Raw genomic sequence first — 25713 nt, 5'->3', positions numbered from 1 at the left:
TTTTAAATAGTTAACAAAAATACAATTACAAATTCTAATTTTTTTGAGAAGCAAAATACAATTAATAAAATTTATTAGCAATCATGTAAACTTATCAAACATGAATTATGTACAACTTATATTTCGTATGGTAGAAAAACGAAGAAGCAAATTATTTTATTTCATTCTCTTTTGCAGTTTTTACTAAAACACTTCTCATATAAACATAAAAAATTCATTTAAAATGCAAAATACTTTATGACATTTAATAAAAAAATTTTAGATTTACATACTTTTAGAAAACATATTTATGAGTTTACAAGATTTAGACCAGAATTGGATTAAACAATTCGAAAAGCCTTTAGTAATTGCGGGGCCGTGCAGTGCAGAAAGTGAAAAGCAAGTTATGGAAATAGCTGAGCGAATGGATCGGAATTATATGCAGGTGTTTCGTGCCGGTATTTGGAAACCTCGTACTAAACCCGGAAGCTTTGAAGGGGTAGGGGCTATAGGTCTTAATTGGCTTAAAAGGGTAAAAGATGAATTTAATATGCCTATAGCTACGGAAGTAGCGAATGCTTCTCATGCTAAATTAGCTTTGGAATTTGATGTGGATTACCTTTGGATCGGAGCTCGTTCAACTGTAAACCCTTTTACCATACAAGAAATAGCAGAATCTTTACGAGATACAGATAAAATTGTTTTAGTTAAAAATCCTGTTAATCCTGATTTAGATTTATGGATCGGGGCATTGGAAAGATTGGCTGCTCAAGGAATTAAAAATTTAGGGGTTATTCATAGAGGTTTTTCTTCACACAATAAATCAAAATATAGAAATAACCCTCAATGGCAGATAGCCTTAGAACTTAAAGACCGATTTCCCAATATTCCTATTTTAGGAGATCCGTCACATATAACAGGAAGAAGAGATTTAATTGCAGAAGTTGCTCAACAAGCTTTTAACTTAGAATATAACGGATTAATGGTTGAAGTCCATAATAATCCGGATGAAGCTTGGAGTGATGCCAAACAACAAATTACGCCTGAAGCCTTAAAGGATATTTTGGTAGATATTACTTTGCGAAAAAAGAATGATAATTCGGATGATTTTTCAGCCAAATTAAACCGATATAGAGGAGAAATAGATGAGTTGGATAATCAATTGTTAGGTTTATTAGCAGCCAGAATGGATGTAGCCAAAAAAATCGGAAATCTTAAAAAAGAACATAATGTGGCTATATTTCAACCCGATCGATGGAATGTGTTAAAAAACTTAGCCATTCGCAATGGAGAAAGAATGGGATTATCAGAAGATTTTTTAGAACATCTTTTAGTTTCCATTCATAAAGAATCCGTTGAATTGCAGAATAAAATTATGGAAGAATAATCATAAGTTTTAGATAGTAATAAAAATGCATCAATTTAGGATGCATTTTTTTATATTTTTGAGTTATGAATGAAGCAATCGTATTAAAATCTACAGGAAGTTGGTATTTGGTAAAAGACATAACAACAGGAAAAGTTTATGATGCTCGAATTCGCGGGAAGTTTAAAAAAGATAAAATTAGAAATACCAATCCGTTAGCTGTAGGAGATCGCATACTATACGAATTAGAAGATCATGATATTGCTTGGATAACGAAAATTTATCCTCGAAAAAATTATATTATTCGCAAATCGGTTAATTTATCTAAAGAAACACACATTATAGCATCCAATATAGATTTGGCTTGTATAGTTTTTACCCTAAAACATCCTCAAACCTCTTTAGGTTTTCTAAACAGATGCTTAATCACTTGTGAAGCCTATCAGATTCCTGTTTTGATTGTGTTTAATAAAATCGATTTGTTATCCGAAACGGAGTTAGAAGAATTGCAAGAGATTGAAAATATATATCAAAATATTGGATATTCAACCTTACGAATTTCTGCATTGACCAATCTTCATAAAGAAGAGTTGAAAAATAAAATAAAAGATAAAATTTCTGTATTTATAGGACATTCAGGAAGTGGAAAATCTTCTACCATCAATGCTTTACAAGAAAATTTAAATTTAAAAATAGCGACTATATCAAATTATAATGAAAAAGGAAAACACACCACCACATTTGCGCAAATGTATGAGTGGGATTTTGGGGGGGCAATAATTGACATACCCGGAATTAAAGAATTTGAATTAGTAGACATTCATAAAGAAGAATTACAAGATTATTTTCCCGAAATTTTACGCGAAAAAGCTTATTGCAAGTATAATAATTGCTTACATATCAATGAACCGCAATGTGCCGTTATTGAAGCAGTCAAGGAAGGAAGAATATCAGAAAAAAGATACTCACATTATTTAAAGTTAATGCAAGAGTTAAAATAATACGTGTGTTCACATTTTAGCATACCGGTAATTTACAGCATAAAATAAAAAAGTCGGATTTTTATAAAATCCGACTTTTTTAATACATTACATCTTTGATTTAGTTAACACCTCCACCTAAAGCTTTGTAAAGGTTAATTGAAGCTTGTAATTGTTGAAGTTTATCATTTACTTGACTTAATCTTGCATTTAATAAGTCTCTTTCAGCATTTAAAACTTCTGTATAATTAGCATCGCTGTATATTAATAATTGTTTAGTATAATCAACAGATTTAACTAAAGAATTTATCTGTAAACTTCTGTCGTAGTCTTTACTTTTAGCTTTTTCATAAGCAAATAAAGCATTAGAAACTTCAACACTTGAATTTAAAACCGAATTTTTGAAATTAAGCAAGGCTTCTTCTTGTTGAGCTTGTCTTATTCTCAGTTGGCTTCTTAATTTTCCTTGATTAAAAATAGGTTGTGTTAAACCTCCTACCACACTTGCAAAAAGACTGGAGTGGTCAAAGAAATTATCTAAATTCTTTAAGGTAGAATACCCGGCATTACCGGTAATTGTTAAAGATGGATATAAGGATGCTTTCGCAACATTAGTATCTTCAAATGCAGCACGATATGCAAGTTCATACATCATTACATCAGGTCTTTTAGACAATAGTTGAGCAGGCACTCCATAGTCAAATTGACTAGGAACTGTTTGTTGAGCCATTGAAGATCTTTGTATAGGTCCGGGAGTTCTACCCAATAAATAACAGATGTTGTTTTCCAAAGCTTTGATATTATTTTCCAAATCAGGAACACTCACTTGAGTAGAGTATAATAAAGCTCTGCTTTGTTCAACAGCTGCACCGGTTACTATGTTAGCTTCTTTTAGATCTTCCATAGTTTTCACATTATCTTCTAATAATTTAATGGTGTTTAGCGTTATTTTCAATTGTTCATCTTGAGCAATTAGAGAATAATAATTATTTGCAATATTTGCCACTAAAGAAGTTTGAACTAAACGTCTATACGCATCACTTTGAAGATAAGAAGCCAAAGCTGATCTTTTGGCACTGGAAATTTTTCCCCAAATGTCAAGCTCCCAGCTTGCAGATGCTCCCAATTGGAAAACTTCTGAATGAGTTTTAACTCCGTTTCCTTGAACAGTATTTAATTTACTGTTAGAATAAGAAGCGTCTGCAGACAAACTAGGTAAATAACCTAGTTTGGCAGAACGAAGCGCAGCTTCAGTTTGTTTTATTCTCGTAACAGCAATTTTTAAATCATAACTGTTTTGAATACCTTCATTAATCAAGCTTTGCAAATTGGGATCTTTGAAGTAATCACTCCAAGGAATATCTGCAATAGTAGTACTATCTTTAACAGGCATATCCCTGTACAATTGATTATCGGTTATCTGAGGTTTCTCATATTTAGCGGTAATACATGAACTAAGTACTACTGAAACTAATAATAAGGTTGTATATTGAATTGGTCGAATTTTCATTCTTAATTCTTTTATTTTGTTATACTTATTCATCATCATCATCATCGTTATCGTTTTGTTCTCTTAAAACCACGGAAGGTTTATGCGTTGCCTTTTCCTGTAAAGATTGGAATACAGCAAACAGCATAGGAGTAACTACTAATCCAATTACAGTACCAATTAACATACCACCAATAGCAGCTGTACCGATTGAACGGTTACCAACAGCTCCTGCACCGGTTGCTACCATTAACGGGAATAATCCGAAAATAAATGCGAAGGAGGTCATTAATATAGGTCTTAAACGGGCAACGGCACCTTCAACGGCAGCATCAATGATACTCATTCCATGCTCTCTACGTTGAACTGCATACTCTACGATCAAAATAGAGTTTTTCGCTAATAAACCGATAAGCATAATTAAACTGATCTGTAAATAAATATTGTTTGTAATTCCGAATAATTTAGCGAATAAGAAAGCTCCTGCTAAACCTATAGGTAAAGAAATGATAATAGCTAAAGGTAAAATGTAGCTTTCATATAAAGCTGATAATAAGAAATATACGAAAATCAAACACAATAAGAATATATAAACAGTTTGTGAACCACTGTTGTTCACTTGCTCTCTGGTCATTCCTGAATATTCGAAAGAATATCCTTGAGGAAGCGTTTGTTTAGCAACTTCTTCAATAGCTCTAACCGCATCACCGGCACTATATCCTGCATTGGGTTGTCCATTTACAGGTATGGATTGGTAAAGGTTAAATCTTTGTAGAGATTGCGGACCGTACACTCTAGTCAAGGTAATAAATCCGGCAATTGGTGCCATTTCTCCACTATTGGTCCTTACATACATTCCATTAAGATCTTCTACATTTTTTCTGTATTTAGGATCTGCCTGGATCATAACCTTATATTGTTTACCGAATTCATTGTAATTAGAAGCATATACACCACCAATGTATCCTTGTAAAGCACCTAAAATGTCTGTTACGGCTAAACCGGCTTGTTTAACTTTAGCAACATTTACATTAATTTGGTATTGAGGATAGTTCGGGTTGAATGAAGTAGTTGCATACATGATTTCAGGTCGTTGATTTAACGCTCCTAAGAACTTACCGCTGATTTCAGAGAATTTACGGATATCACCTCCGGTTTTATCTTGAATTTGGAATTCAAATCCGTTACTGATACCGAAACCTTGAAGGGTAGGAGTTCCGAAGAAGATAATCTTACCACCTTGTATACCTGCTGTTCTAATGAACAGTTGTTTTACTACATCGTTTATTTGGATTTTAGGACGCTCTTTCCACGGTTTTAATTTTACTAATATTACGGAGTAGTTTCCTCCCGCACCACTAATAAAGCTCATACCGTTAATTTGAGCAACATTGGATACTCCTTCAATTCCTTTCGCAACTTCAAATACTTGTTTAGCAATAGCTGTTGACTGCTCAAGTGTTGAAGCCGGAGGAAGACTTATATCCCCGATGATAAATCCACTATCTTCTTGAGGTACAAAGTCGGTAGGAGTTGTTTTCATAAGAAAATATAAAATTCCGCAGAAAACAATAATAATTGCAAATGCAGACCATTTAGCTTTAGAGGTCCAAATTAAAACTTTTTTATATCTGTTGGTTAAACTTTCAAAAGCTCCGTTGAATCCGTCTTTTAATTTTTTAACAACAGAATTTTGTTTTTTGTCATCATGAGGTTTTAATAATAATGCACATAATGCAGGACTCAACGTAAGCGCATTAATCGCAGAAAGTACAATAGAAACCGCTAAGGTTAACCCGAATTGTTTATAGAAAACTCCTGAGGTTCCACCAATAAAACTTACCGGAATAAACACTGCAGACATTACCAATGTGATAGCTACAATTGCTCCCGCTATTTCGTCCATCGCATGTAAAGAAGCTTTTTTGGCATCTTTCATTCCGTCTTCCAATTTAGCATGGACGGCCTCGACGACCACAATCGCGTCATCCACCACGATACCAATTGCCAAAATTAATGCGAATAAGGTTAAAATATTAATGGTAAATCCAAATATTAACAAGAAGAAGAATGTACCTACGATAGCCACGATAACTGAAATGGCAGGAATCAAAGTAGATCGTAAATCTTGTAAGAATACCAAAACAACGATAAATACTAATACGAATGCTTCAAATAAGGTATGAATAACTTTTTCAATGGAAGCATTAAGGAAATCGTTCGCATTCATCATATATACAGTTTCTACTCCCGGAGGATAAGAACTTTTTGCATTATCTAAAACTTTTTCAACTTCGTTGATAATTTGTTGTGCATTAGAACCTGCAGTTTGCGCAATACTGATAATTACAGATGGATTTCCGTCGATGGTAGAAGTAATTTGATAGTTTTCAGAACCAACTTCCACTCTTGCTATATCTTTTAATCGTAAAACATCTCCATTTGGAAGAGATTTTAAAACCATATCACCGAATTGTTCAGAACTTACTAAACGACCGGTATATTTTAATGTGTACGTAAATGTTTGTGCACTATTTTCACCTAATGCACCGGGAGCTGCTTCTAAGTTTTGCTCTGCTAATAAAGCATTTACGTCAGCAGGAGTAATACCGTAAGTTGCCATTACGTCAGGTTTCAACCATATACGCATGGAATAAGTATTAGCACCTCTCGCTTGAGCATCACCCACTCCGGAGATTCTTTTTATCTGAGGTAATATGTTGATGTTCGCATAGTTTTGTAAAAATTTTTGATCGTAGTTTTTACTTTTACTAACTAAACCGATAAACAAGATATTACTACTTTGTGTTTTTTGTACAATCACCCCGTTTTTGGTTACTTCCGATGGAAGTAAACTGTTGGCACGAGCTGCCAAGTTTTGAACGTTAACGGCAGCAATATCAGGGTTCGCATCTTGTTTAAAATAAACAGTAATGGTAGCACTACCGTCATTGGTTGCACTCGATGTTATATAAGTCATGTTTTCAACTCCATTGATTTGTTCTTCCAATGGAATGATAACACTTTTCATGACCACGTCGGCATTTGCTCCCGGATAGTTAGTAGTTACCTGTACCGTCGGCGGAGCAATTTCGGGATATTGGGCAACCGGTAGAGAAACTACCCCTAAAATACCCAGAATCACAATTATAATGGATATAACTGTGGAAAGAACGGGTCTTTCTATGAATGTTTTAAGCATTGTTTTATTTCTTTTTTATTATTTAAAGTTATAATACTTCTTTTTACGTTAAGAAAATTAAAGTTGAGGTTTGATCTCCATTCCCTCTTTTAAATTCTGGATTCCGTTAACAACTATTTTATCGTTTTCGTTTAATCCTGAATTTACGATAAAGGATTGTCCATCCGGTGTTGGAGTAACTTTGATGGTTACTTGTTTTACTTTATTATCTTTTTGTACCACGAAAACAAAAGTTTGACCTTGAATTTCAAAGGTTGCTTTTTGCGGGATAACCAAAGCATTTTCAACAGTTGTACTGATTCGTATGGATCCGGTTGAACCACTTCTTAAAATACCTTGCGGATTAGGAAAACTAGATCTGAAATTTGCAGAACCTGTAGAAGTGTTTACAATACCGTTGATAGTTTCAATTTTTCCTTTTTCATTGTATTCGGTACCGTCAGCTAAAATTAAAGTCACCGGTTCGGATTTTTTGATTTTTTCTGCTTGAGTAGCACCCGGTGTATTTTTAAGGAAATCCAATAATTGTTTTTCGTTTAAAGAAAAATATACATATACATTGGAAGTATTCGCCACAGTAGTTAAGGTAGTGGTACTGTTAACTAAACTACCTAAACGATAAGGTATGGAACCAACAATTCCATTAACCGGACTGGTAAGAACGGTATAAGATAAATTAGTGTTCGCAATAGCTAAAGCAGTTTGTGCTTGATTTAAAGCAGCACGTTTAGTCTGTAAAGCATATTGTGCAGATTCTAATTGATATTTACTTACAATTCCTTTTTCAACCAAAGGGGTGATTTTTGTTACATCCATAACTGCATTGTCAACTTGAGCTTTTGCAGTTTTAATGGCAGCTTCTGCATTTAATACATTTTGTTTGTATTGTGGCGCATCCAATGTAAATAAAACTTGTCCTTTTTTAACTACAGAACCTTCGTCTACATTAATTGTTTTAATGAATCCTTCAACCATTGGTCGAATTTCAATGTCTTCTTCACCTTTTATGGTTGCCGGATAATCTGTTTCCAAAACAGCAGTTTGTGAAGTAACTACTTTTACCGGATAGGGTAGCACTTGATTGGCTTGCCCGCCCATAGCAGCCATACCTGCTGCATTTTTCTTATCACCGCCACAAGACACATACAATGTGGATGTTGCAGCAGTGAATAGCAAAGCTATAATTTGTATTTTTCTGAGTTTCATATTTATGATTTTTCTAAATTATTGTTATTATTAAGTACGTATTCTTTACAACAGGTTTGTTTAATTTCATCAGCATAGATGTCATCATCTAAAAGAGTTACCAAATTTTGCTGAAATTGGTTTTGTTGATCTTTTAGTGAACTAAAAAATGATGTATTGAATTTTTTTATAACCTTAGTTGCATTTTTAATAATTGTTTTTCCATCTTCTGTTAATGAAATTAGTTTAGTTCTCGAATCTTTTTTATTAAATTTTCTTTTGATCAAGCCTTTTTTTTGTAAAGTTCGTAAAACGGTAGAAGTAGTCATGGGATCAATACCCGCTTTATCTGAAAGACTTTTTTGAGTTACTTCAGTTTGGTTAGTTTCTCCCCATAAAATAGATAAAAGCAATACTAATTGGCTATGTGTCAAATCTAAGTGTTCAAAGTTTTTTTTAAATTCTCTTTGCCAAAGATTATTTACTTTCCAAAGCAGAAATCCTGTTTTGTCGCTATCGGTGATATTTAGGAGAAATCCCTTATAATTAGTTTGCATATTTTTTCGTTAACAAAAATTGAAAGTGCAAATATAATATGTATACTTACTAAAATGCAAATTATTGTTTGTTAAATTTATAAGTTTCCATATAATAAGTGTGCTTATTAATCGTGTTTTACAATATCAAATACTGGGCCAAAATGTATTTGACCTAAATATTTGACGGTGCAAATATATAGTTATTTTAACAATATGAATAAATTTTTAACTTAAATTTTTAAAGACATTCGTAAAATTTTTCAAAATAATTAAGTTAGTTTAAAAGGAAACTAGATTTTTAAAAAGCTAGTTTTAGCTATTAATTATCATTGGCCATATGCACGGTAAGCTGAGGGAATGGTATATTAATTTTGGCATGTGTAAATTTCTCATAAATGTTTTCATTAAGAAAGAAATAAACAGGCCAATAGTTGGATGATTCAACCCAAACCCTAATTACAAAGTCAATAGAACTGTCATTTAATTTTAATAATCCAATGAAAGGTTCAGGAGACTTTAGTATGGAGGTATTAGATCTGATAATTTCATTAAGAATGTCTTTGACATCTTGAAGTGAAGTTCCATAATCAACCCCTATGGTTATATCTATTCTTCTTTGTGGTTGCGTTGAAAAATTAAGTATGGATCCTGTGGATAATGGTCCGTTAGGGATATATATGGTTTTATTGTCACCGGTGGTTAAAACTGTATATAATATACCAATGGATTGCACCACTCCTTCTTGATTTTGAGCTAAGATGTGATCTCCAATTTTTATGGGTTTGTTAAAAAGAATCATGACTCCTCCGGCAAAATTTCCAAGATTGTCTTTCATTGCCATACCAATAGCCAAACCGGCAGAAGCAATTAATGCAGCAAAGGAGGTGGTTTGAATTCCTAAAATTCCAATTATGGACAAAACCAACAAAATGGTTAGAGTAATATTACATAAACTTCCCAGAAATGACTTGACAGAAGGATCAATTTTTCTCCTTTCTAAAAATTTATGAAATAATTTTTCAATCCATTTTATTAAAAACCTTCCCAGGTAATAAACCACTAAGCAGGTAACAATTTTTATTCCCAGATCATAAACCAAATCAAGTAATTTATTTAGCAATTTTTCAATAGCTGTGGGATTGATTATTTCATTGGAAATTGATTGGTGATTTACTTGGTACAAATTCATTTTTAATTTATTTATTATCTATTAATTATACATTATTATATATATAAGCAAAAATAATACTATTTTATAATTAAATCTTCGAGTTGTTAAGATATTAGTTAAAAACAGTTTATCCGTCTGAAATTTTTATTTGTTGAATGTTTCAAATTTTTCGGATAAATTATAATTTACCGTTTAATTTAATAGGACTTTATTTATTTTGATAATTAATTACTAAAATACATATAGTATATTATAAAAATTCATACGTATAAAATGAAAATTATTAATTATAAATTAATATAAATTATAGATATAACGTAGTGTTAGTAAAATAATTTTAAAAATTAAATAGAAATAAGATTATAAAATTAAAATTTTTGCAGTACTTAAAATTATCTAAATTTGTAAAATAGTTATGGAAAGCAATAGACAAAAGAAAATAAATCAATTATTACAAAAAGAGTTAGCTGAAATTTTTAGGAAACAATCAGCGGAGATGAATTCTAAAATACTAATATCTGTTACTGAAGTAAAAGTGTCATCAGATTTAGGAGTGGCTAAAGTCTATTTAAGTATTTATCCGCAAGAGTACAGAGAGGCCTTAATGAAGGAAATACAAATTCTTAATCCAAAAATTAGAAAAATTTTAGGTAATAGAATTGCTAAACAGGTAAGGCAAGTTCCCGAATTGATATTTTATCTTGATGTAACCTTAGATACAGTTGAAAAGATAGAGAAAGCTTTAAAAGGCAAAGATGAAAATCCTATTTTGTAATTTGTGAAAAATCTATCCTGGTACATAGCCTTTAGGTATTTTATATCCAAAAAGAGCACTCAAGCTGTAAGTATCATTATGTATACTTCTTTAACAGCCATAGCGATTGCTACCTGTGCTATGTTTGTTATCCTTTCGGTGTTTAGTGGATTAGAAAGTTTTAATATTAAACTTTTTAGTGATGTAAATCCCGATCTAAGAATTTTACCTGCAACAGGTAAAACCTTGCCTGATATTGAAAGGGTTGAAAAAATTCTTTCTTCTCATTCAGAAGTTAAAGCATTTACGAAAGTCATAGAAGAGAAAGTATATGTTTTGTTTTATGAAAAGGATGAAATAGCATATCTTAAAGGGGTGGATGAAAATTTTTTGAAAGTTGTAAAAATCGATACTTGTTTTCAAGCGGGTAAATTTCCTAACACATCTTCCGATAATGAAGCAGCTTTTGGTAATGCTTTAGCCTATCGTCTGGGTGTTCCTATTGATAAAGAATATTACGCTTCTTTATATATGCCTAAGCCGGGAAAAAAATTGATATCTAATACGGATGATGCATTTAAAAAAGCAACGGTGCATATGACGGGGGTATTTGCTTTAAATGATCAATATGAAAATTATATTTTTGTACCCATACAGTTATCACGCAATCTTTTGAATTTACCACCTAATAGTGCTTTTTCAATTGAATTAAAAGTTAAGAACAATGTAAAATCCTTGCAAAAGCAATTAAAAGACGAACTGGGAAAGAACTATATCATTCAAAATAGACAAGAGCAAGATGCTTCTTTTTTAAAAATGATGAAAGTAGAGCAATTGTTTATTTATTTAATATTTATTTTAGTAATTATAATTGCCTCATTTAATTTAGCGGGGGCTATTATTATTATAATATTGGATAAGAAATATCAATCCAAATCGCTTATTGCCCTGGGATATAGCATTTCAGGATTAAAAAAATTATTTTTTACCATTGGAATTATCATTACCATGTTTGGAGTAGTTATAGGTTTAGTGTTAGGAACCTTTTTGACCTGGTTACAATCTAATTTCGGATTAGTCATGGCAAATCCTTTTATGCCATTTCCGGTTAAATTCGATCTTACTAACTATCTTATTGTCTTGATTACTGTTTTATTTATAGGATTTTCTGTATCATTTTTATCGTCGAGAAAATTAAATTTTTAAAATGTTTTTTTATTTAAATAATTAATTTAATATTGTTCATTGAAAGAAATTGAAGTTCATTTTTTCTATATTTGTATAAAATAAAATATGAATTAACAAACATAAATAAATCATTTATATATTTTATTGAACTAGCTATTTTTAACCGTTATTTATAAAATTATGAAAAAAGTAAAAAAGGCCGTTATTCCGGCTGCTGGCTTAGGTACCAGGTTTTTACCAGCTACAAAAGCATTGGCTAAAGAAATGCTTCCTATTGTAGATAAACCTACTATCCAATTCATAGTAGAAGAGGCTATAAACTCCGGTATTGAAGATATCTTAATTGTAACCGGCAAAGGAAAACGACCTATAGAAGATCATTTTGATTCCAATCCTGAATTAGAAGCTAATCTTAGAGAAAAGCATAAAACGGAATTATTAAAACTCGTTGAAGAAACGACTGATATAAATTTACATTTTATTAGACAGTCTCATCCTAGAGGATTAGGACATGCTGTATTACAAGCAAAAGCATTTGTAGGTAATGAGCCTTTTGTGGTAATGTTAGGAGATGATATAATGGAAGATAAAATACCACTAACAAAGCAATTAATTATGGATTTTGAAAAAACCTATGCTTCTACCATTGCTGTAATGAAAGTTCCCCATGAAGAAACTTCAAAATATGGAATTATCGCTCCTGAAAGAGAAATAGAAAAAGGGTTGTATAATGTGCTCAACTTTGTAGAGAAACCTAAGCCCGAAGATGCGCCCAGTGATCTGGCAATTATCGGTAGATATTTATTGACACCTGAGATATTTAGTATTTTGGAAAATCAAGCTCCCGGAGCAGGTGGTGAAATTCAATTAACAGACGCAATTGATACACTTAATAAAATTCAAAGAGTGTTTGCTCGTAATTTTTGCGGTACCCGTTATGATGTAGGAGATAAATTCGGTTTTATGAAAACTAGTATTCAATATGGTCTGGTACATCCACAAATAAAAGATAGTTTGCATGACTACATTATTGAATTGGGCAAAGAACTTGAAAAAAAACAAATTGCAGAAAAAGAAAAATTAGCTGTAGTTAGCAAAAAATAATAAAATAAAAAATCTTTCAACTTCATGAAAGATTTTTTTTATTTAAATTTGCTTCCAAATAATTTATACTATCTAAAGTGAAATTTCTTCATTCCAATAAAATACGAATTATCTATCTTTTATTTTCGATATTATTCGTATTTAAGATATTTTCTATACAGGAATATATTCACTTAGAACAACATAAAGTAAACAAAATTAGTCATGATCATTGCCAACAATGTCATACTATTTTTCATTTAGGAAAATATCAATTATTTGATGTAGCGGAAGACCCAACATTTATACTTCATCATCACTCTGAAATAATTAATCACCCTGAAGATATTTATACCTTTATATTTTATAAAAATATAAATAAATCTAATTATTTCAACAGGCCACCTCCCATATTTTCATAAAAATAATAATATGACGCGGATTTTTCAATAAAAATAAAAAAAATATCCGTATTTATATCTTTTTTAAAGGATATAACTTTTTTCAATTAAGTCATACCTTATATTATTTATTTTATGAAAAAGACAATATACGTTTTTTTTACATTTCTTATTTTATTAAATATAAAATCGTATGCTCAATGTACCTTGCATATTAAAGGTAAACTTACCGATTTACATTCCACTCGTGGAATAAAAAACGGTTCTATACAGCTCATAGCAACTAATGGAAAAGAATCCATAACAATAACTGATTTATCCGGAGAATATACAATTTCCAATGTTTGTCCAGGAATGTATCGACTTATCATTTCACATCCTAACTATAGTTCTCAAACGTTAGAAATAACAGTAAAGAATAATTTAAATCAAGATATTTCATTAGAACGTAAAGAAAAAGAATTACAACAAATAGTAACCGTTGGAAAATCTTTAGGAAAAACTAAAACTTCAACAGAAAATAAATTAACTAAAAATCAAATTAATGAATTTTCGGATACTAACTTAGCTAGTGCATTAGCTTCGATAGCGGGAGTGAGTATATTAAAAACGGGAAATAATATAGCTAAACCAATTATTCATGGATTGCATAGCAGCCGTGTGCCCATATTCAATCATGCCATAAGGCAGGAAGATCAACAATGGGGTGTTGAACATGCTCCGGATATTGATCTTAATGTTGCCAATTCCATTTCAATCATTATAGGAGCGGGAGCATTACAATATGCGGGCGATGCTACCGGGGGTATCGTATTGGTTGAACCAAAAAAATTATATACAAAAGATACTCTTACGGGAAGTCTTATAACTTCCTATGTTTCCAATGGCAAAGGAGGAAATACTACAGCCCAAATTGAAAAAGGATGGAAAAAAGGATGGGCTATGCGCTTACAAGGTACTTATAAAAGATCCGGAGATCTATCTGCGCCTGATTATATTATGTCTAATACGGGGCTTAAAGAAAATGATTTTTCAATTCAAGTAGGTAAAAATCAAAGAAAATACGGCATAGAATTATTCTATAGTTATTTCGGTTCAGACACTGGTATTTTAAAAGCAGCGCATGTAGGTAACCTGGAAAATCTTTTAAATGCCATCAATAATAAACAACCCTTAGTCATTGATGATTTTACGATGAAAATAGATGCGCCTAAACAGAAAATTCAGCATAATTTATTTAAATTCAATACTCATTATAATTTTAATTTTGGTAAATTAAGTTTAGTGTACGGATATCAATTTAATAATCGGAAAGAATATGATATCAGAAGAAGCGAGTTTGCCGACAAGGCATCTCTCAATTTGGATTTAACTACACATACTCTTAATTTAGATTACGAATCGATTGCCCATACTAAGCTTAAAACAAAATTAGGAAGCGGCTATTCTTATCAAGAAAATTTTCCAAATACTGGTACCGGCGTAAGTCCATTAATCCCCTTTTATGAAAAAAATAATTATTCCTTCTATTGGATTGAATATTTTAATATTAGTAAAAAATTACTAATCGAAGGAGGAATACGATTTGATCATCAAAAAATAGATGCTTTAAAATTTTATAAAAAAAGCCGATGGGTATCTTTGGGTTACGATAAAAAATATTCAAAAAAAATACTTAAAGATACCGGTCTTAATTATTTGGTAAATCCAATTCTTACCTATAACGGTTTTGCATCTACTTTAGGCTTAAAATTAAAGTTGGGAAAGTTTGATGAAATTACATTCAATTATTCATTAAGCAGTCGAGCACCCAACCCAAGTGAATTATTTAGCGACGGATTGCATCATTCAGCTGCAGCTATTGAATTGGGAGACTTAGACTTAAAAAATGAGAAGTCTAATAAGTTCATGACGACCTATAAAGGGTTTGGATTGGATAATAAGCTAACTTTTGAATTAACGGCTTATTATAATTATATAAATGACTTTATAAACTCTATTCCTGTAAGTGCAGAATATACTATTAGAGGAGCATTTCCGGTTTGGCAATATAAACAAACCAATGCTAAAATTTATGGTATCGATGTAATGGCTGATTATCAAATATTGGGACCATTGAAATTTTCTACTAATTTTTCTTATTTGAGAGGAAAAGATATAAAAAATAAAACGTCCTTAATTTCCATGCCTCCCTTGCAATGGGTCAATTCAATAGAATATAAAAATAAAAAATGGAGAAATTATTTTGCAAAACTTACTTCCACTTCGGTGTTTAAGCAAACGCACTTTCCTAATTATAATTTTGAAATTGACATAGTGAGAAATGGAGCAGTGGTTTCGGAAACATTAGATATTAGTTCTCCTCCTGCTGCTTATCAGCTATTTGATTTTATTACCGGTTTTTCATTCGATATTACAACCATACACACGATGAATATTTCATTAGGTGTAAAAAATATTTTTGACACCGCATACAGAGATTATATGAATCGGTTGCGTTATTATACGGACGAAAGCGGAAGAAGCTTTTTATTAAAAATACAATTTAACTTTTAAAAATATACTATACATATATGAAAATTAAAAATTTAATCTTTTGGTTACCGTTAACCTTACTTTTAGTTACTATTTTTTCTTGTTCTTCCCATGACAGAGATGACATTTTAAATTCCCTACCGGAACACGATCACGATGAAATGTCAAAGGTGATATTGCAATTTAGAAATAGTTCAGACCCAAATTTAATTCGAGAATATGTTTACGAAGTACCGGAAGGAAGCACCGAAATACCGATTACGGATATTAGCTTACCCACAGGAACGTATAATGTTGAAATAAAATTTTATTCACAACATGAAAATCATTTACACGATGTGACCGATGAAATTTTTATTGAAGATGCCGATGATCATTTTGTATTTTATCAGAAGGTTGATTCTAAAGGGTTAAGCATTACCTATGCTGATCATGATAATATTGATACATTAGGCAGAAAGTTAGGACATCATACGGTCTGGACCGTAGAGGATCAAGCTTTTTCAACGGTGTATATTTATTTACTGCATCAACCGGCAAAAAAAGACCCTGAAGCCACTTCTGCAGCTTTATTAGGTGGAGAAATTGATTTAGAAGCTCACTTCACAGTAAAAAATAAAGATATAAAATAAAAAAATTGTTTATATAACAATAAATAACATACAACTTTTGTTTATAATATAAATTTATTTTGATAAGTAAATCTCAATTACTGATTGAGAAATTTATATTTACCGTTACGTACGCTTAAAAACAGGGAAGCAAAAGTTGTATGAAATTTATTTGTATAGTTTTGGCATTTGCAGGTATATATGTTATTGATGTAAATGCACAAATTAATGCTTGCTGGAAATTAATTTCAGTAAAAAATTATTACAGTTTAGGTATACAAAATAATGGCACCTTATGGGGCTGGGGAAAAAATGATAAACGCCAGTTAGGAGACGGCTCCGACCAAAACAAATCCCTTCCTGCCGAAGTGGATCCTTCCAAAAAATGGAAATTAGTGTATTCCGGTTACAATCATTCATTAGGTATAAAATCAGATGGTTCTTTATGGGGTTGGGGATTGAATGAAAACGGTCAGCTGGGTAATGGTACAAATTTTACTAAAATTTATCCGGTTCAAATTGATCATTCCAATTGGAAAAGTGTTTCCGCCGGAGAATATCACTCATTAGCTATAAAAGAAAACGGTTCTTTATGGGCATGGGGAAGCAACGAAGAAGGTCAGTTAGGAGATGGCACCACCGACGATAAAAATAAACCAATTAAAATAGGAAATGCAAGATGGAAGTTTATAACGGCCGGTTTTAATTATAGTATGGGAATACAGGAAGACGGGACATTGTGGGGGTGGGGTAATAATGAAGACGGTCAGTTAGGTACTGACCAATTTAAATATTCGACTATTCCTATACGAATTGGTTACAGTAAATGGAAATACATTACGTCCGGATTTGACTATACTTTAGGAATTCAAGCAGATGGTAGCCTTTGGGCTTGGGGATATAATGAATTTGGCCAATTAGGAGATAAATCCAATCGGGATAAGGATTTTCCTGTTCGTATCGGTCATTCTAAATGGAAAATGGTTGCTGCAGGAGAATACCATTCCTTAGGCATACAAGAAGACGGTTCACTTTGGGGATGGGGAAAGAATAATAGCGGACAAGTAGGAGACGGAACCCAAGTTAATAAAAATCTCCCCGTATTATTGGATCATTCCCAATGGAAAACAGTTTCCGCCGGTTTTGAGCATAGTATAGGCATCAAAGAAGATGGGAGCTTATGGGGATGGGGGAGGAATGATTACGGAGAACTTGGATTTGGAATTGAATTTAGCAGAAATATTCCTACGCAAATATCCACATGTGCTGTAAAACATTGATTAATAAAAATCTCTCACATGTACCAATACTTCTTCCATCTGTTTCTTTATTTCACCGGATGGATCTTGGAAATTGTTATTCATAAAGCTAAATATCAATACTTTTCCCGATTTGGTCTCTAAATATCCGCTCAGGTTTGATATTCCTTTCATTCCTCCTGTTTTTGCAAATATATACGGCGGATTCCCTTTATAATTATTTTTTAAAGTTCCACTAACACCTCCTGCCGGAAATAAAGAAATTAATCTTTTATACGGGATTTCTTCATAGAGCTTAGTTAAAACATAAACCATATCTTTAGGAGTAAAATTATTATATCTGGAAAGACCGGATCCATCAACCCATCTGGGTTTTTGTGGCAAATCTTTTAAATAAGAAGACAACATATGATGTATTGCAGAGAAACTGTTAAGTTTATCTGAAATGGAAAGACTTCCCATCAGAAGAATTTGTTCTGCTAAAAAGTTATCACTTACAACCATCATTCTCCTGTATAAACTGTCGCCGGGTATGCTATATAAATAGGAAGGTTTTTCAACAGGAAATTTTTCGGTTAAATAAACGGATTTATTTAGTTCCCTTTCCAGTAGTATTTTAGTTAACGAATCGGAAGTAATAAAGGGTATCTCCATTTTTTTATTATCGGAGTAATGAAACTTATTTTTTCTTAAATCTCTTACAATTTCTTTATGGTCCAATAGTACATCATTTATAAAATAAGAGGGATATACTTGAGTTGGTGAAGAAATAGTTACTAAATTTCCGTACATAGGAAAAGAAGTGCGTTCAGGTGAAAAATATTCTTTATAATCTTCCCAAGACCAACCGGGGCCATAGATAGTATCATCAAAATTTTTTGTAAATAAAGCTATAGTTTCTTTTCGATTTTTTAAAAATTTAATTACTTTATTTTGTTTAAAATAGGGTTCCAATAGAGTTGGATCTCCTGTTCCACAAATATAAAGCGTGTCATTTTTGGAAACATATTTTAGGGAAGGTATAGAATCAGAAATTAATTTCAATCCGGTATATAAGGTAAAAATTTTTACATTGGATGCCGGAATAAAATACTTACTACCATTATAATTAAAAATTTCCTTTTTTTGCACAGGATCATATAAATAAAATCCGGCCCACTGTTTTGCATAAAAATCAGAATCAAAATGTTTAATTAAAAATGTTTTTTGTGAATAAAGAGATATACTTATCAAAATATAATAAACTATAAAAAATATTTTTTTCATATGATAACTAATTTATAGCATTTCATTCAAATGTACTAATATGAAATCTTATAATCTAATTTTTTATCTTAAATTTAAAATTTTTAAAATTTAAGCTAATCAATCTATGAATATCGAAGAATTTAGAGAATATTGTTTACAATTTTCAGATGTGGAAGAATGTTTGCCTTTTGATGAAAAAACTTTAGTTTTCAAAGTAAAGGGTAAGATGTTTGCATTAACTAATCTATATGATCCGGATTTTAAAATAATTTTAAAATGTGAGGCAGAATATTCATTGGAGTTAAGAGAAAATTATTCGGAAATACAACCCGGATATCACATGAATAAAAAGTATTGGAATACAGTTTTTATGAATGGAAATTTAACGGATGATTTTATAAAAAATCTTATTAAACTATCTTATACAGAGGTGCTTAAAAAAATAACTAAAAAGAGATGAACAAAATTTTAAAATTTTGGTTACTCAAAAATCTTATTATATCTTAGCATAATGATAATTACCAATTATATTTCAAATGATGTATTAACTCTCTATGAAAATGACAGCGTTGCAAGAGCAGAGCAATTAATGATTGATCTGGGAGTTAGCCATTATCCTGTTATAAGTAAAGGAAGAGTAAAAGGAAATATAGGTTTAAATATCATTAGAGATTTAGATAAATCAGAATCATTAAAAGATCATCTTTTAGATTTAGAACAGTTCTATCTACTTGATAGTGCTATACTTTTTGATTCCTTACGCGTTTTTAGCGAAAATGAAACTAATATAATTCCAATCTTATCTTACCAAGAAAAATTTTTGGGAGTAGTATTAGAAGAAACAGTTATTGATGAATTGGCCTCCTTTCAGTTTACTACCGAATATGGAGTTTATATGATCATAACGACTCCTATAAAAAAATATTCTACCAGTGAAATAGCGAATATAGTAGAAAGCAATAATGGAAGGATATTAGGGATGTTATTAGTCAATACAGATGAAGACTCAACTCAAATAGTACTTAAGATTAGTGCAGAAAATATAAGTTCCATTGGAGATACTTTCGAGAGATTTGGATATCAAATTTCCAACAAATACTTTGAAGATTCCAAGCAAGATCTTTTAAAAGAGAGATTTGATCAATTGCAAAAATTTATGGAAGTATAAATTAATTATAATTCAATGATAGTAGGTGTATATGGAAAAGTAGTTCACAAAGAAGATTATGAACTTTATTCGGCTTTTTTTCAACAACTAGAAAAAAAAGGTATAACCATTTATGTATATGAATCCTACGTAAAGGAATTAGAAGAAATGTTAGGATTAAAAAATCCCGGCTTTATTCCTTTCACTAAAAAGAAAGGGCTTCCTAAAGAAACCAAATTATTATTTACTTTTGGCGGAGACGGAACTATTTTGTCAACCGTGGCTTATATTAAAGGATCTAATATTCCGATTGTGGGAATCAATACAGGAAGATTAGGATTTTTAGCCACATTTCAGAAAAATGAATTTTTAAAGGAATTGCCCCATATTTTAGATGGTAATTGCACTATAAGTGAACGCTCCGTATTAGAAGTGAAAAGTAATTTTCATAAATTCTTGCCTTATGCCATAAATGAAGCTGCAGTAATGCGTAAGGATACAACCTCAATGATAACCATAGATGCCTATGTAGATAATATATTTCTGAATACCTTTTGGGCAGATGGTTTAATTATATCCACACCTACCGGTTCAACGGGCTATTCTTTAAGTTGTGGAGGTCCCATCATTTATCCTAAAGCCGATATAGTAGTTATTACCCCAATTTGTCCGCACAATTTAAATGTAAGACCATTAATTTTAAAAGATGATGTAGAAATACGGTTGAAAGTTCATAGTAGATCGGAAAAATATTCCTTGTGTCTTGATTCACGATATAATACGGTAGGAATAGACGATGAAATAATCATAAAAAAAGCACCATTTAAAATAAAAATAGTCAAGTATAATAATTATTCTTATTTTAAAAATCTTCGGGAAAAATTAAAATGGGGAACTGATTCGAGGAATTAAAAAACTTGTTTTTTCAATTCAAAATAAAATTGTGTGTTTATAACTTCTTAATATCTTTTGAAATTCTCTAGGGTCAAATATGTTAAATATTTATAATTTTAAATACATAGTAAGTGCCTAAAACAAAAGAATTAATTAATTGAAAGAAAGTTAATTATAAAAATCATAAGATTATAAAATTTGAATATAAGAGTTTGTATATGTTAAAAATTATACACGAGACCGGCTCTTATAAAGAATTTTCTGTCTTTTAAAAATAAAGTAAAAATTATTAAAAAAAGAAAAATAAATTAAGGATTATGTCAATATTTGATAGAAGAATTAATTACAAGCCTTTTGAATACCCTGAAATTTTACAATTTACAGAGGCAATCAATCATGCCTATTGGGTACACTCAGAAGTAGATTTTACTGCCGATATACAGGATTTTCATTCGCATTTAGAAGACAGAGAGCGAAATTCAATCAAAAACAGTTTATTAGCAATTGCCCAAATTGAGGTTGCTGTAAAAAGTTTTTGGGGAAATATATATCAGCATTTTCCAAAGCCGGAGTTCAATGGATTAGGAAGTACGTTTGCGGAATGTGAATTTAGACATTCAGAAGCTTACTCAAGATTGCTGGAGGTTTTGGGATATAATAATGAATTCGAAAAGTTGTTGGAAATTCCCGTTATCAGGGAAAGAGTGGAATACTTAGATAATGCATTAAAATATGCTAAATCCGATGACCGAAAAAAATACGTAGTATCACTTATTTTATTTACTATTCTTATTGAAAATGTATCTTTATTCAGTCAATTTGCCATAATCTTATCATTTACAAGATTTAAAGGTCTGATGAAAAATGTTAGCAATATCATTGGTTGGACTTCGGTAGATGAGCAAATTCATGCCAATGCGGGAATCTATTTAGTTAATAAAATTAAAGAAGAATATCCCGACTTTTTCGATGAAGATACCATTAAGCACATTCAAGATACCGTTAAGAATTCAATCATCATTGAAGGTAAAATATTAGATTGGATATTTGAGAAAGGAGAAGTAAACTCAATTGAAAAAGAAAATCTCCTAAACTTCATGAAATTCAGGGTAGATGAAAGCTTACAACAAATAGGAATGGAACGGTTGTATCATGTTACACCAGAGCAATATAAACCTATGGCATGGTTTGAAGAGGAAGTATTTGCCAATAGTTTGGACGACTTTTTTGCGAAAAGACCTACCGAATATACCAAATATGATAAAAGTATAACTGAAAACGATTTATTTTAAATGGGAGATTTTTATTTAATTAAAGCCAATTTTATATATCTTGATTTTAATGCAACCATCGAAAGAGAAATTGCTACCAAATTAGAAGACAGAGATCGTCATATAGAAATATGGGAGGAGTTAGTAGAAATAATTTCAGGATATCTTCGAGCATTTTCTTTATCTGAAATATATGAAATGCCTTTTATTGATGAAGAAGGAAAAGATAACGGGTATTTTTTAAGAAGAATGGCAGTAAATAATGAAACCGGATTAAAAGGTAAATTAGAATTAATGGTTAAAAGATTAGATTAATATATATTATGAGCGAAAAACTTTGGTGGAAAAATTCGGAAAGTGAACAAATATTAAATAGGGGGTATCTTCTAAAGGGAGAGACGGTTGAAGGAGCAATTGATCGTATTACTTCTGCTGCCGCTCAACGATTATACAAACCTGAACTAAAAGAAGCTTTTCAGGAAATGATTGAAAGGGGCTGGATGAGTTTAAGCTCACCCATATGGGCAAATATGGGAACAGAAAGAGGATTGCCTATATCATGTTTCAATGTTCATATTCCTGACAGTATAGAAGGAATAACTCATAAATTAGGAGAAGTAATCATGCAGACCAAAATTGGCGGAGGTACTTCCGGTTATTTTGGAGCTTTAAGAGAAAGAGGATCAGCGGTTTCGGATAATGGCAAAAGTAGTGGAGCGGTAAGTTTCATGAAATTATTTGACACTGCCATGGATACTATATCTCAAGGGGGAGTAAGAAGAGGAGCTTTTGCTGCTTATTTGGATATTGATCATCCCGATATTGAAGAATTTTTATCCATACGCGATATAGGAAATCCGATTCAAAATTTATTTTTCGGTATATGCGTTCCTGATTATTGGATGCAGGAAATGATTGACGGGGATATTGATAAAAGAAAAATTTGGGCTAAAGTTTTAGAAAGTCGTCAACAAAAAGGTTTACCTTATATATTCTTTACTGATAATATTAATAAAAATAAACCACAGGTATACAAAGATAAAGGAATGGTTATCCATGCTTCTAATCTTTGTTCAGAAATTATGCTTCCTTCCACAGAAGAAGAATCTTTTATATGTTGTCTTTCATCCATGAACTTGGAATTATATGATGAATGGAAAGACACGGAAGCAGTAAAATTAGCCGTATTCTTTTTGGATGCCGTTTTACAGGAATTTATTGTAAAAACAGAAGGTAATTATTACTTGTCACCCGCAAATAAATTTGCTAAAAAGCACAGAGCACTAGGCTTGGGAGTTTTAGGATGGCATTCTTATTTGCAAAAAAACATGATTCCTTTTGAAGGAATGGTTGCTAAACAAAAGACCGTTGAGATTTTTAAATATTTGCAGGATAAGTCCAATAAAGCAACTGAAGATTTAGCCAGAATTTACGGAGAACCAGAATTATTAAAAGGTTACGGAAGAAGAAATTCTACTTTATTGGCTATTGCGCCAACCACTTCATCTTCTGCGATCTTAGGTCAAACATCGCCGGGGATAGAGCCGTTCAGTTCCAATTATTACAAAGCGGGTCTTTCCAAAGGTAATTTCATGCGTAAAAATAAGTATTTGGATATGCTTCTTACGGAGAAAAATATTAATAATGAAGACACTTGGAGAAGTATTATGCTAAATGGTGGAAGTGTACAACATTTAAAAGATTTATCGTATGAAGAAAAACAAGTTTTCAAAACTTTTAAAGAAATCAGCCAATTGGAAATTGTTCAACAGGCCTCTATAAGACAAAAATATGTGGACCAATCCCAATCTTTAAATTTAAATATACCTGCTGAACTTCCGGTAAAAGAGGTAAACCGATTATTAATTGAAGCTTGGAAATTAGGTATTAAAACTCTTTATTATCAAAGAAGTCAAAGTGTGGCTAAAGAGTTGGTGGTTAATTTGGTTAATTGCAGCAGTTGTGAATCGTAGTGATTATAACTATCTTATATCCTATAAAAAGACTATTTTTAAATAGTCTTTTTTCGTTTAAATGTTTATCAATCGGTGTAAATGTATTTTAAATAGCTTATATTTGTGCCGAATGTTCTTTTTAATACTGGTTGTAGCCTAAAATAATGAAAGATTTTTATACTATATTAGAAGTCGATCCGACTGCATCGCGTAAGGAAATTAAAAAATCTTATAGAAGATTAGCCCTTAAATATCATCCGGACAGGAATTTAAATAATAAAGATAATGAAAAGCTTTTTATAGATATTAACGAAGCATATCATATTTTATCCAATGAAGAATTTCGTAAAAATTATGACGTAAGATACAGAAAAAAAATATCTTCTTATTCTCAACCCATTACACCTTATATTTTTTTAAAAAAGTTTCAGGATATTCGTAAATTCATTTATGATAGAGGCATTAATAAAATAAATAAAAATGCGTTATATTCAGGGTTGGAAAAATTATTGTCTGATGAAAATATCAACTTCTTACTTTTAAAAAGTGATAAAGAAGTTCGTAAGCAGATTATAATTGAAAATTTAAAATGTATAAAGTTTTTACCATCTTTAGATAAAGAAAAAATCATAATCAAGCTTTTAAAATTAGCCGATAATGATCATAGTCTTGTAGCTCTTATTAGTTTCACTACTAATCAGACGGAAAACAAGTATTTTTTTACCTCTATTTTTTTAAAGTTTACTTATAAAATAAAACAAATGTTTGTTCCATAAATTAATGGATTCAAACAATAGGCTAAAACAGACGTTATCGTTTGAAATTGTAATCTTAAAGCCAAAAAAATTAGATATATTGTAAGATACTAAAATAATTATAATGAAAAAAATTGTATTCGTTTTCACTCTACTAACGATTTTAAACAGCGGAGAGCTGTTTTCACAAAATAAAACCAATAGGATAACAACTACTAAATTAAAAAAGAAAAGCCTTATTTTAGGTCCCAAATCTACGGCTAAAATTAAAGAATTATTTTTTACTGCTAAAGGATTTAAATTACCGCAAAAAATAGAGGCAATCAATACTATAGCTACTTATACGGGTGCAGACCCCATCGAAGGTTCAGGAAACATTTATACTTGGGATTTCACGAATGGTTTTCAAATTAGTGCAATATCAGAGGGTGGCGGGCGATTAGGAAGTAATGATAAAATTTCATTGGTTAGTTTCAATTATGGAGGAACCAATTCAGTGGAATTATCAAATTCAATTGTCTTACATCAATCTTCTCTAAGTTCCATTGAAAAAATATATGCTAAGCGTTTAATAAAATTTAAAAATACGAAACAACCTACATATAAAGTAGTGACAGATAAAATTTATACTACTTTTTACTTTAATGAAAAAAATATTTTAATAAGTTTATCTATCTCTAATTATGATTTAGAATTTTAAA

The 25713-nt window shown here is 31.1% G+C and carries 23 protein-coding genes; 17 read left to right on the top strand and 6 right to left on the bottom strand.

The window, feature by feature from the left end:
• Positions 1 to 289 precede the first annotated feature (289 nt).
• Together GFU93_RS03890 and rsgA are read left to right on the top strand one after the other, a co-directional pair.
• Positions 290 to 1366 carry a bifunctional 3-deoxy-7-phosphoheptulonate synthase/chorismate mutase type II gene (locus GFU93_RS03890; protein WP_105297417.1) on the top strand — a complete coding sequence of 359 codons (1077 nt, stop codon included), beginning with the start codon at positions 290 to 292 and terminating at the stop codon, positions 1364 to 1366.
• A gap of 65 nt (positions 1367 to 1431) precedes the next feature.
• Positions 1432 to 2346, top strand: coding sequence for a ribosome small subunit-dependent GTPase A (gene rsgA, locus GFU93_RS03885; RefSeq protein ID WP_160567423.1), 915 nt, complete (start codon positions 1432 to 1434; stop codon positions 2344 to 2346).
• 100 nt (positions 2347 to 2446) lie between these two features.
• Here the strand turns inward: rsgA and GFU93_RS03880 are convergent, their stop codons facing one another.
• From GFU93_RS03880 to GFU93_RS03860, 5 genes are all read right to left on the bottom strand, one after another.
• A complete protein-coding gene (locus GFU93_RS03880; RefSeq protein WP_160542401.1) occupies positions 2447 to 3835 on the bottom strand; it encodes an efflux transporter outer membrane subunit in 1389 nt (462 codons plus the stop codon).
• Positions 3836 to 3860: 25 nt separating this feature from the next.
• Entirely contained in the window at positions 3861 to 7016 is a 3156-nt protein-coding gene (locus tag GFU93_RS03875) for an efflux RND transporter permease subunit (RefSeq protein ID WP_160567421.1), read from the bottom strand.
• Positions 7017 to 7073: 57 nt separating this feature from the next.
• Entirely contained in the window at positions 7074 to 8222 is a 1149-nt protein-coding gene (locus tag GFU93_RS03870; protein ID WP_160542258.1) for an efflux RND transporter periplasmic adaptor subunit, read from the bottom strand.
• A gap of 2 nt (positions 8223 to 8224) precedes the next feature.
• A complete protein-coding gene (locus GFU93_RS03865) occupies positions 8225 to 8758 on the bottom strand; it encodes a MarR family winged helix-turn-helix transcriptional regulator (protein ID WP_105297421.1) in 534 nt (177 codons plus the stop codon).
• Positions 8759 to 9059: 301 nt separating this feature from the next.
• The gene (locus GFU93_RS03860; RefSeq protein WP_160542257.1) at positions 9060 to 9929 is read right to left on the bottom strand and encodes a mechanosensitive ion channel family protein; all 870 of its coding nucleotides are present in this window, start codon (positions 9927 to 9929) and stop codon (positions 9060 to 9062) included.
• Positions 9930 to 10326: 397 nt separating this feature from the next.
• On the opposite strand from GFU93_RS03860, the gene rbfA reads away from it, so the two are divergent.
• The 7 genes from rbfA to GFU93_RS03825 all read left to right on the top strand — a co-directional run bounded on the left by rbfA (position 10327) and on the right by GFU93_RS03825 (position 17763).
• Complete coding sequence (gene rbfA, locus GFU93_RS03855; RefSeq protein WP_160542256.1) at positions 10327 to 10686, top strand: 30S ribosome-binding factor RbfA; 360 nt, start codon at positions 10327 to 10329, stop codon at positions 10684 to 10686.
• 3 nt (positions 10687 to 10689) lie between these two features.
• Positions 10690 to 11871 (top strand): ABC transporter permease, encoded by a 1182-nt coding sequence (locus GFU93_RS03850; protein WP_160567419.1) that lies wholly within the window; start codon positions 10690 to 10692, stop codon positions 11869 to 11871.
• Between the two features lie 162 nt (positions 11872 to 12033).
• Entirely contained in the window at positions 12034 to 12957 is a 924-nt protein-coding gene (galU, locus tag GFU93_RS03845) for a UTP--glucose-1-phosphate uridylyltransferase GalU (RefSeq protein WP_160567417.1), read from the top strand.
• Positions 12958 to 13034: 77 nt separating this feature from the next.
• Positions 13035 to 13358: a hypothetical protein gene (locus tag GFU93_RS03840; RefSeq protein ID WP_160567415.1), complete on the top strand. Its 324-nt coding sequence runs from the start codon at positions 13035 to 13037 to the stop codon at positions 13356 to 13358.
• 114 nt (positions 13359 to 13472) lie between these two features.
• Complete coding sequence (locus GFU93_RS03835) at positions 13473 to 15893, top strand: TonB-dependent receptor domain-containing protein (protein ID WP_160567413.1); 2421 nt, start codon at positions 13473 to 13475, stop codon at positions 15891 to 15893.
• A 17-nt stretch (positions 15894 to 15910) separates the two neighbouring features.
• Positions 15911 to 16504, top strand: coding sequence for a hypothetical protein (locus GFU93_RS03830; protein WP_160567411.1), 594 nt, complete (start codon positions 15911 to 15913; stop codon positions 16502 to 16504).
• Positions 16505 to 16644: 140 nt separating this feature from the next.
• Entirely contained in the window at positions 16645 to 17763 is a 1119-nt protein-coding gene (locus GFU93_RS03825) for a hypothetical protein (RefSeq protein ID WP_160567409.1), read from the top strand.
• Here GFU93_RS03825 and GFU93_RS03820 read toward each other — a convergent pair whose 3' ends face one another.
• The gene (locus tag GFU93_RS03820) at positions 17764 to 19008 is read right to left on the bottom strand and encodes a D-alanyl-D-alanine carboxypeptidase (protein WP_160567407.1); all 1245 of its coding nucleotides are present in this window, start codon (positions 19006 to 19008) and stop codon (positions 17764 to 17766) included.
• A 106-nt stretch (positions 19009 to 19114) separates the two neighbouring features.
• Here GFU93_RS03820 and GFU93_RS03815 point away from each other — a divergent pair, with 106 nt between their 5' ends.
• The 8 genes from GFU93_RS03815 to GFU93_RS03780 all read left to right on the top strand — a co-directional run bounded on the left by GFU93_RS03815 (position 19115) and on the right by GFU93_RS03780 (position 25712).
• Positions 19115 to 19450 carry an MmcQ/YjbR family DNA-binding protein gene (locus tag GFU93_RS03815; protein WP_160556526.1) on the top strand — a complete coding sequence of 112 codons (336 nt, stop codon included), beginning with the start codon at positions 19115 to 19117 and terminating at the stop codon, positions 19448 to 19450.
• A 51-nt stretch (positions 19451 to 19501) separates the two neighbouring features.
• Positions 19502 to 20158, top strand: coding sequence for a CBS domain-containing protein (locus GFU93_RS03810; RefSeq protein ID WP_160567405.1), 657 nt, complete (start codon positions 19502 to 19504; stop codon positions 20156 to 20158).
• Between the two features lie 15 nt (positions 20159 to 20173).
• Positions 20174 to 21049 carry an NAD kinase gene (locus GFU93_RS03805; RefSeq protein WP_160556528.1) on the top strand — a complete coding sequence of 292 codons (876 nt, stop codon included), beginning with the start codon at positions 20174 to 20176 and terminating at the stop codon, positions 21047 to 21049.
• A 299-nt stretch (positions 21050 to 21348) separates the two neighbouring features.
• Entirely contained in the window at positions 21349 to 22323 is a 975-nt protein-coding gene (locus GFU93_RS03800) for a ribonucleotide-diphosphate reductase subunit beta (protein WP_160542246.1), read from the top strand.
• Positions 22324 to 22617, top strand: coding sequence for a hypothetical protein (locus GFU93_RS03795; protein WP_160542245.1), 294 nt, complete (start codon positions 22324 to 22326; stop codon positions 22615 to 22617).
• A gap of 8 nt (positions 22618 to 22625) precedes the next feature.
• The gene (locus GFU93_RS03790; RefSeq protein WP_105297435.1) at positions 22626 to 24275 is read left to right on the top strand and encodes a ribonucleoside-diphosphate reductase subunit alpha; all 1650 of its coding nucleotides are present in this window, start codon (positions 22626 to 22628) and stop codon (positions 24273 to 24275) included.
• A gap of 146 nt (positions 24276 to 24421) precedes the next feature.
• Entirely contained in the window at positions 24422 to 25033 is a 612-nt protein-coding gene (locus GFU93_RS03785; RefSeq protein ID WP_160567403.1) for a J domain-containing protein, read from the top strand.
• 103 nt (positions 25034 to 25136) lie between these two features.
• Positions 25137 to 25712 carry a hypothetical protein gene (locus GFU93_RS03780; RefSeq protein WP_160567401.1) on the top strand — a complete coding sequence of 192 codons (576 nt, stop codon included), beginning with the start codon at positions 25137 to 25139 and terminating at the stop codon, positions 25710 to 25712.
• Position 25713 lies beyond the last annotated feature (1 nt).

It is taken from the genome of Apibacter sp. B3546, assembly GCF_009827885.1.
Taxonomy (GTDB): Bacteria; Bacteroidota; Bacteroidia; order Flavobacteriales; family Weeksellaceae; genus Apibacter.
This window is presented reverse-complemented; position numbering and strand designations above follow the sequence as displayed.

Coding starts and splice junctions, on each gene's coding strand:
- GFU93_RS03890 (WP_105297417.1), top strand. CDS start 290: ATGAGTTTACAAGATTTAGACCAGAATTGGATTAAACAATTCGAAAAG.
- rsgA (WP_160567423.1), top strand. CDS start 1,432: ATGAATGAAGCAATCGTATTAAAATCTACAGGAAGTTGGTATTTGGTA.
- GFU93_RS03880 (WP_160542401.1), bottom strand. CDS start 3,835: ATGAAAATTCGACCAATTCAATATACAACCTTATTATTAGTTTCAGTA.
- GFU93_RS03875 (WP_160567421.1), bottom strand. CDS start 7,016: ATGCTTAAAACATTCATAGAAAGACCCGTTCTTTCCACAGTTATATCC.
- GFU93_RS03870 (WP_160542258.1), bottom strand. CDS start 8,222: ATGAAACTCAGAAAAATACAAATTATAGCTTTGCTATTCACTGCTGCA.
- GFU93_RS03865 (WP_105297421.1), bottom strand. CDS start 8,758: ATGCAAACTAATTATAAGGGATTTCTCCTAAATATCACCGATAGCGAC.
- GFU93_RS03860 (WP_160542257.1), bottom strand. CDS start 9,929: ATGAATTTGTACCAAGTAAATCACCAATCAATTTCCAATGAAATAATC.
- rbfA (WP_160542256.1), top strand. CDS start 10,327: ATGGAAAGCAATAGACAAAAGAAAATAAATCAATTATTACAAAAAGAG.
- galU (WP_160567417.1), top strand. CDS start 12,034: ATGAAAAAAGTAAAAAAGGCCGTTATTCCGGCTGCTGGCTTAGGTACC.
- GFU93_RS03835 (WP_160567413.1), top strand. CDS start 13,473: ATGAAAAAGACAATATACGTTTTTTTTACATTTCTTATTTTATTAAAT.
- GFU93_RS03830 (WP_160567411.1), top strand. CDS start 15,911: ATGAAAATTAAAAATTTAATCTTTTGGTTACCGTTAACCTTACTTTTA.
- GFU93_RS03825 (WP_160567409.1), top strand. CDS start 16,645: ATGAAATTTATTTGTATAGTTTTGGCATTTGCAGGTATATATGTTATT.
- GFU93_RS03820 (WP_160567407.1), bottom strand. CDS start 19,008: ATGAAAAAAATATTTTTTATAGTTTATTATATTTTGATAAGTATATCT.
- GFU93_RS03815 (WP_160556526.1), top strand. CDS start 19,115: ATGAATATCGAAGAATTTAGAGAATATTGTTTACAATTTTCAGATGTG.
- GFU93_RS03810 (WP_160567405.1), top strand. CDS start 19,502: ATGATAATTACCAATTATATTTCAAATGATGTATTAACTCTCTATGAA.
- GFU93_RS03805 (WP_160556528.1), top strand. CDS start 20,174: ATGATAGTAGGTGTATATGGAAAAGTAGTTCACAAAGAAGATTATGAA.
- GFU93_RS03800 (WP_160542246.1), top strand. CDS start 21,349: ATGTCAATATTTGATAGAAGAATTAATTACAAGCCTTTTGAATACCCT.
- GFU93_RS03795 (WP_160542245.1), top strand. CDS start 22,324: ATGGGAGATTTTTATTTAATTAAAGCCAATTTTATATATCTTGATTTT.
- GFU93_RS03790 (WP_105297435.1), top strand. CDS start 22,626: ATGAGCGAAAAACTTTGGTGGAAAAATTCGGAAAGTGAACAAATATTA.
- GFU93_RS03785 (WP_160567403.1), top strand. CDS start 24,422: ATGAAAGATTTTTATACTATATTAGAAGTCGATCCGACTGCATCGCGT.
- GFU93_RS03780 (WP_160567401.1), top strand. CDS start 25,137: ATGAAAAAAATTGTATTCGTTTTCACTCTACTAACGATTTTAAACAGC.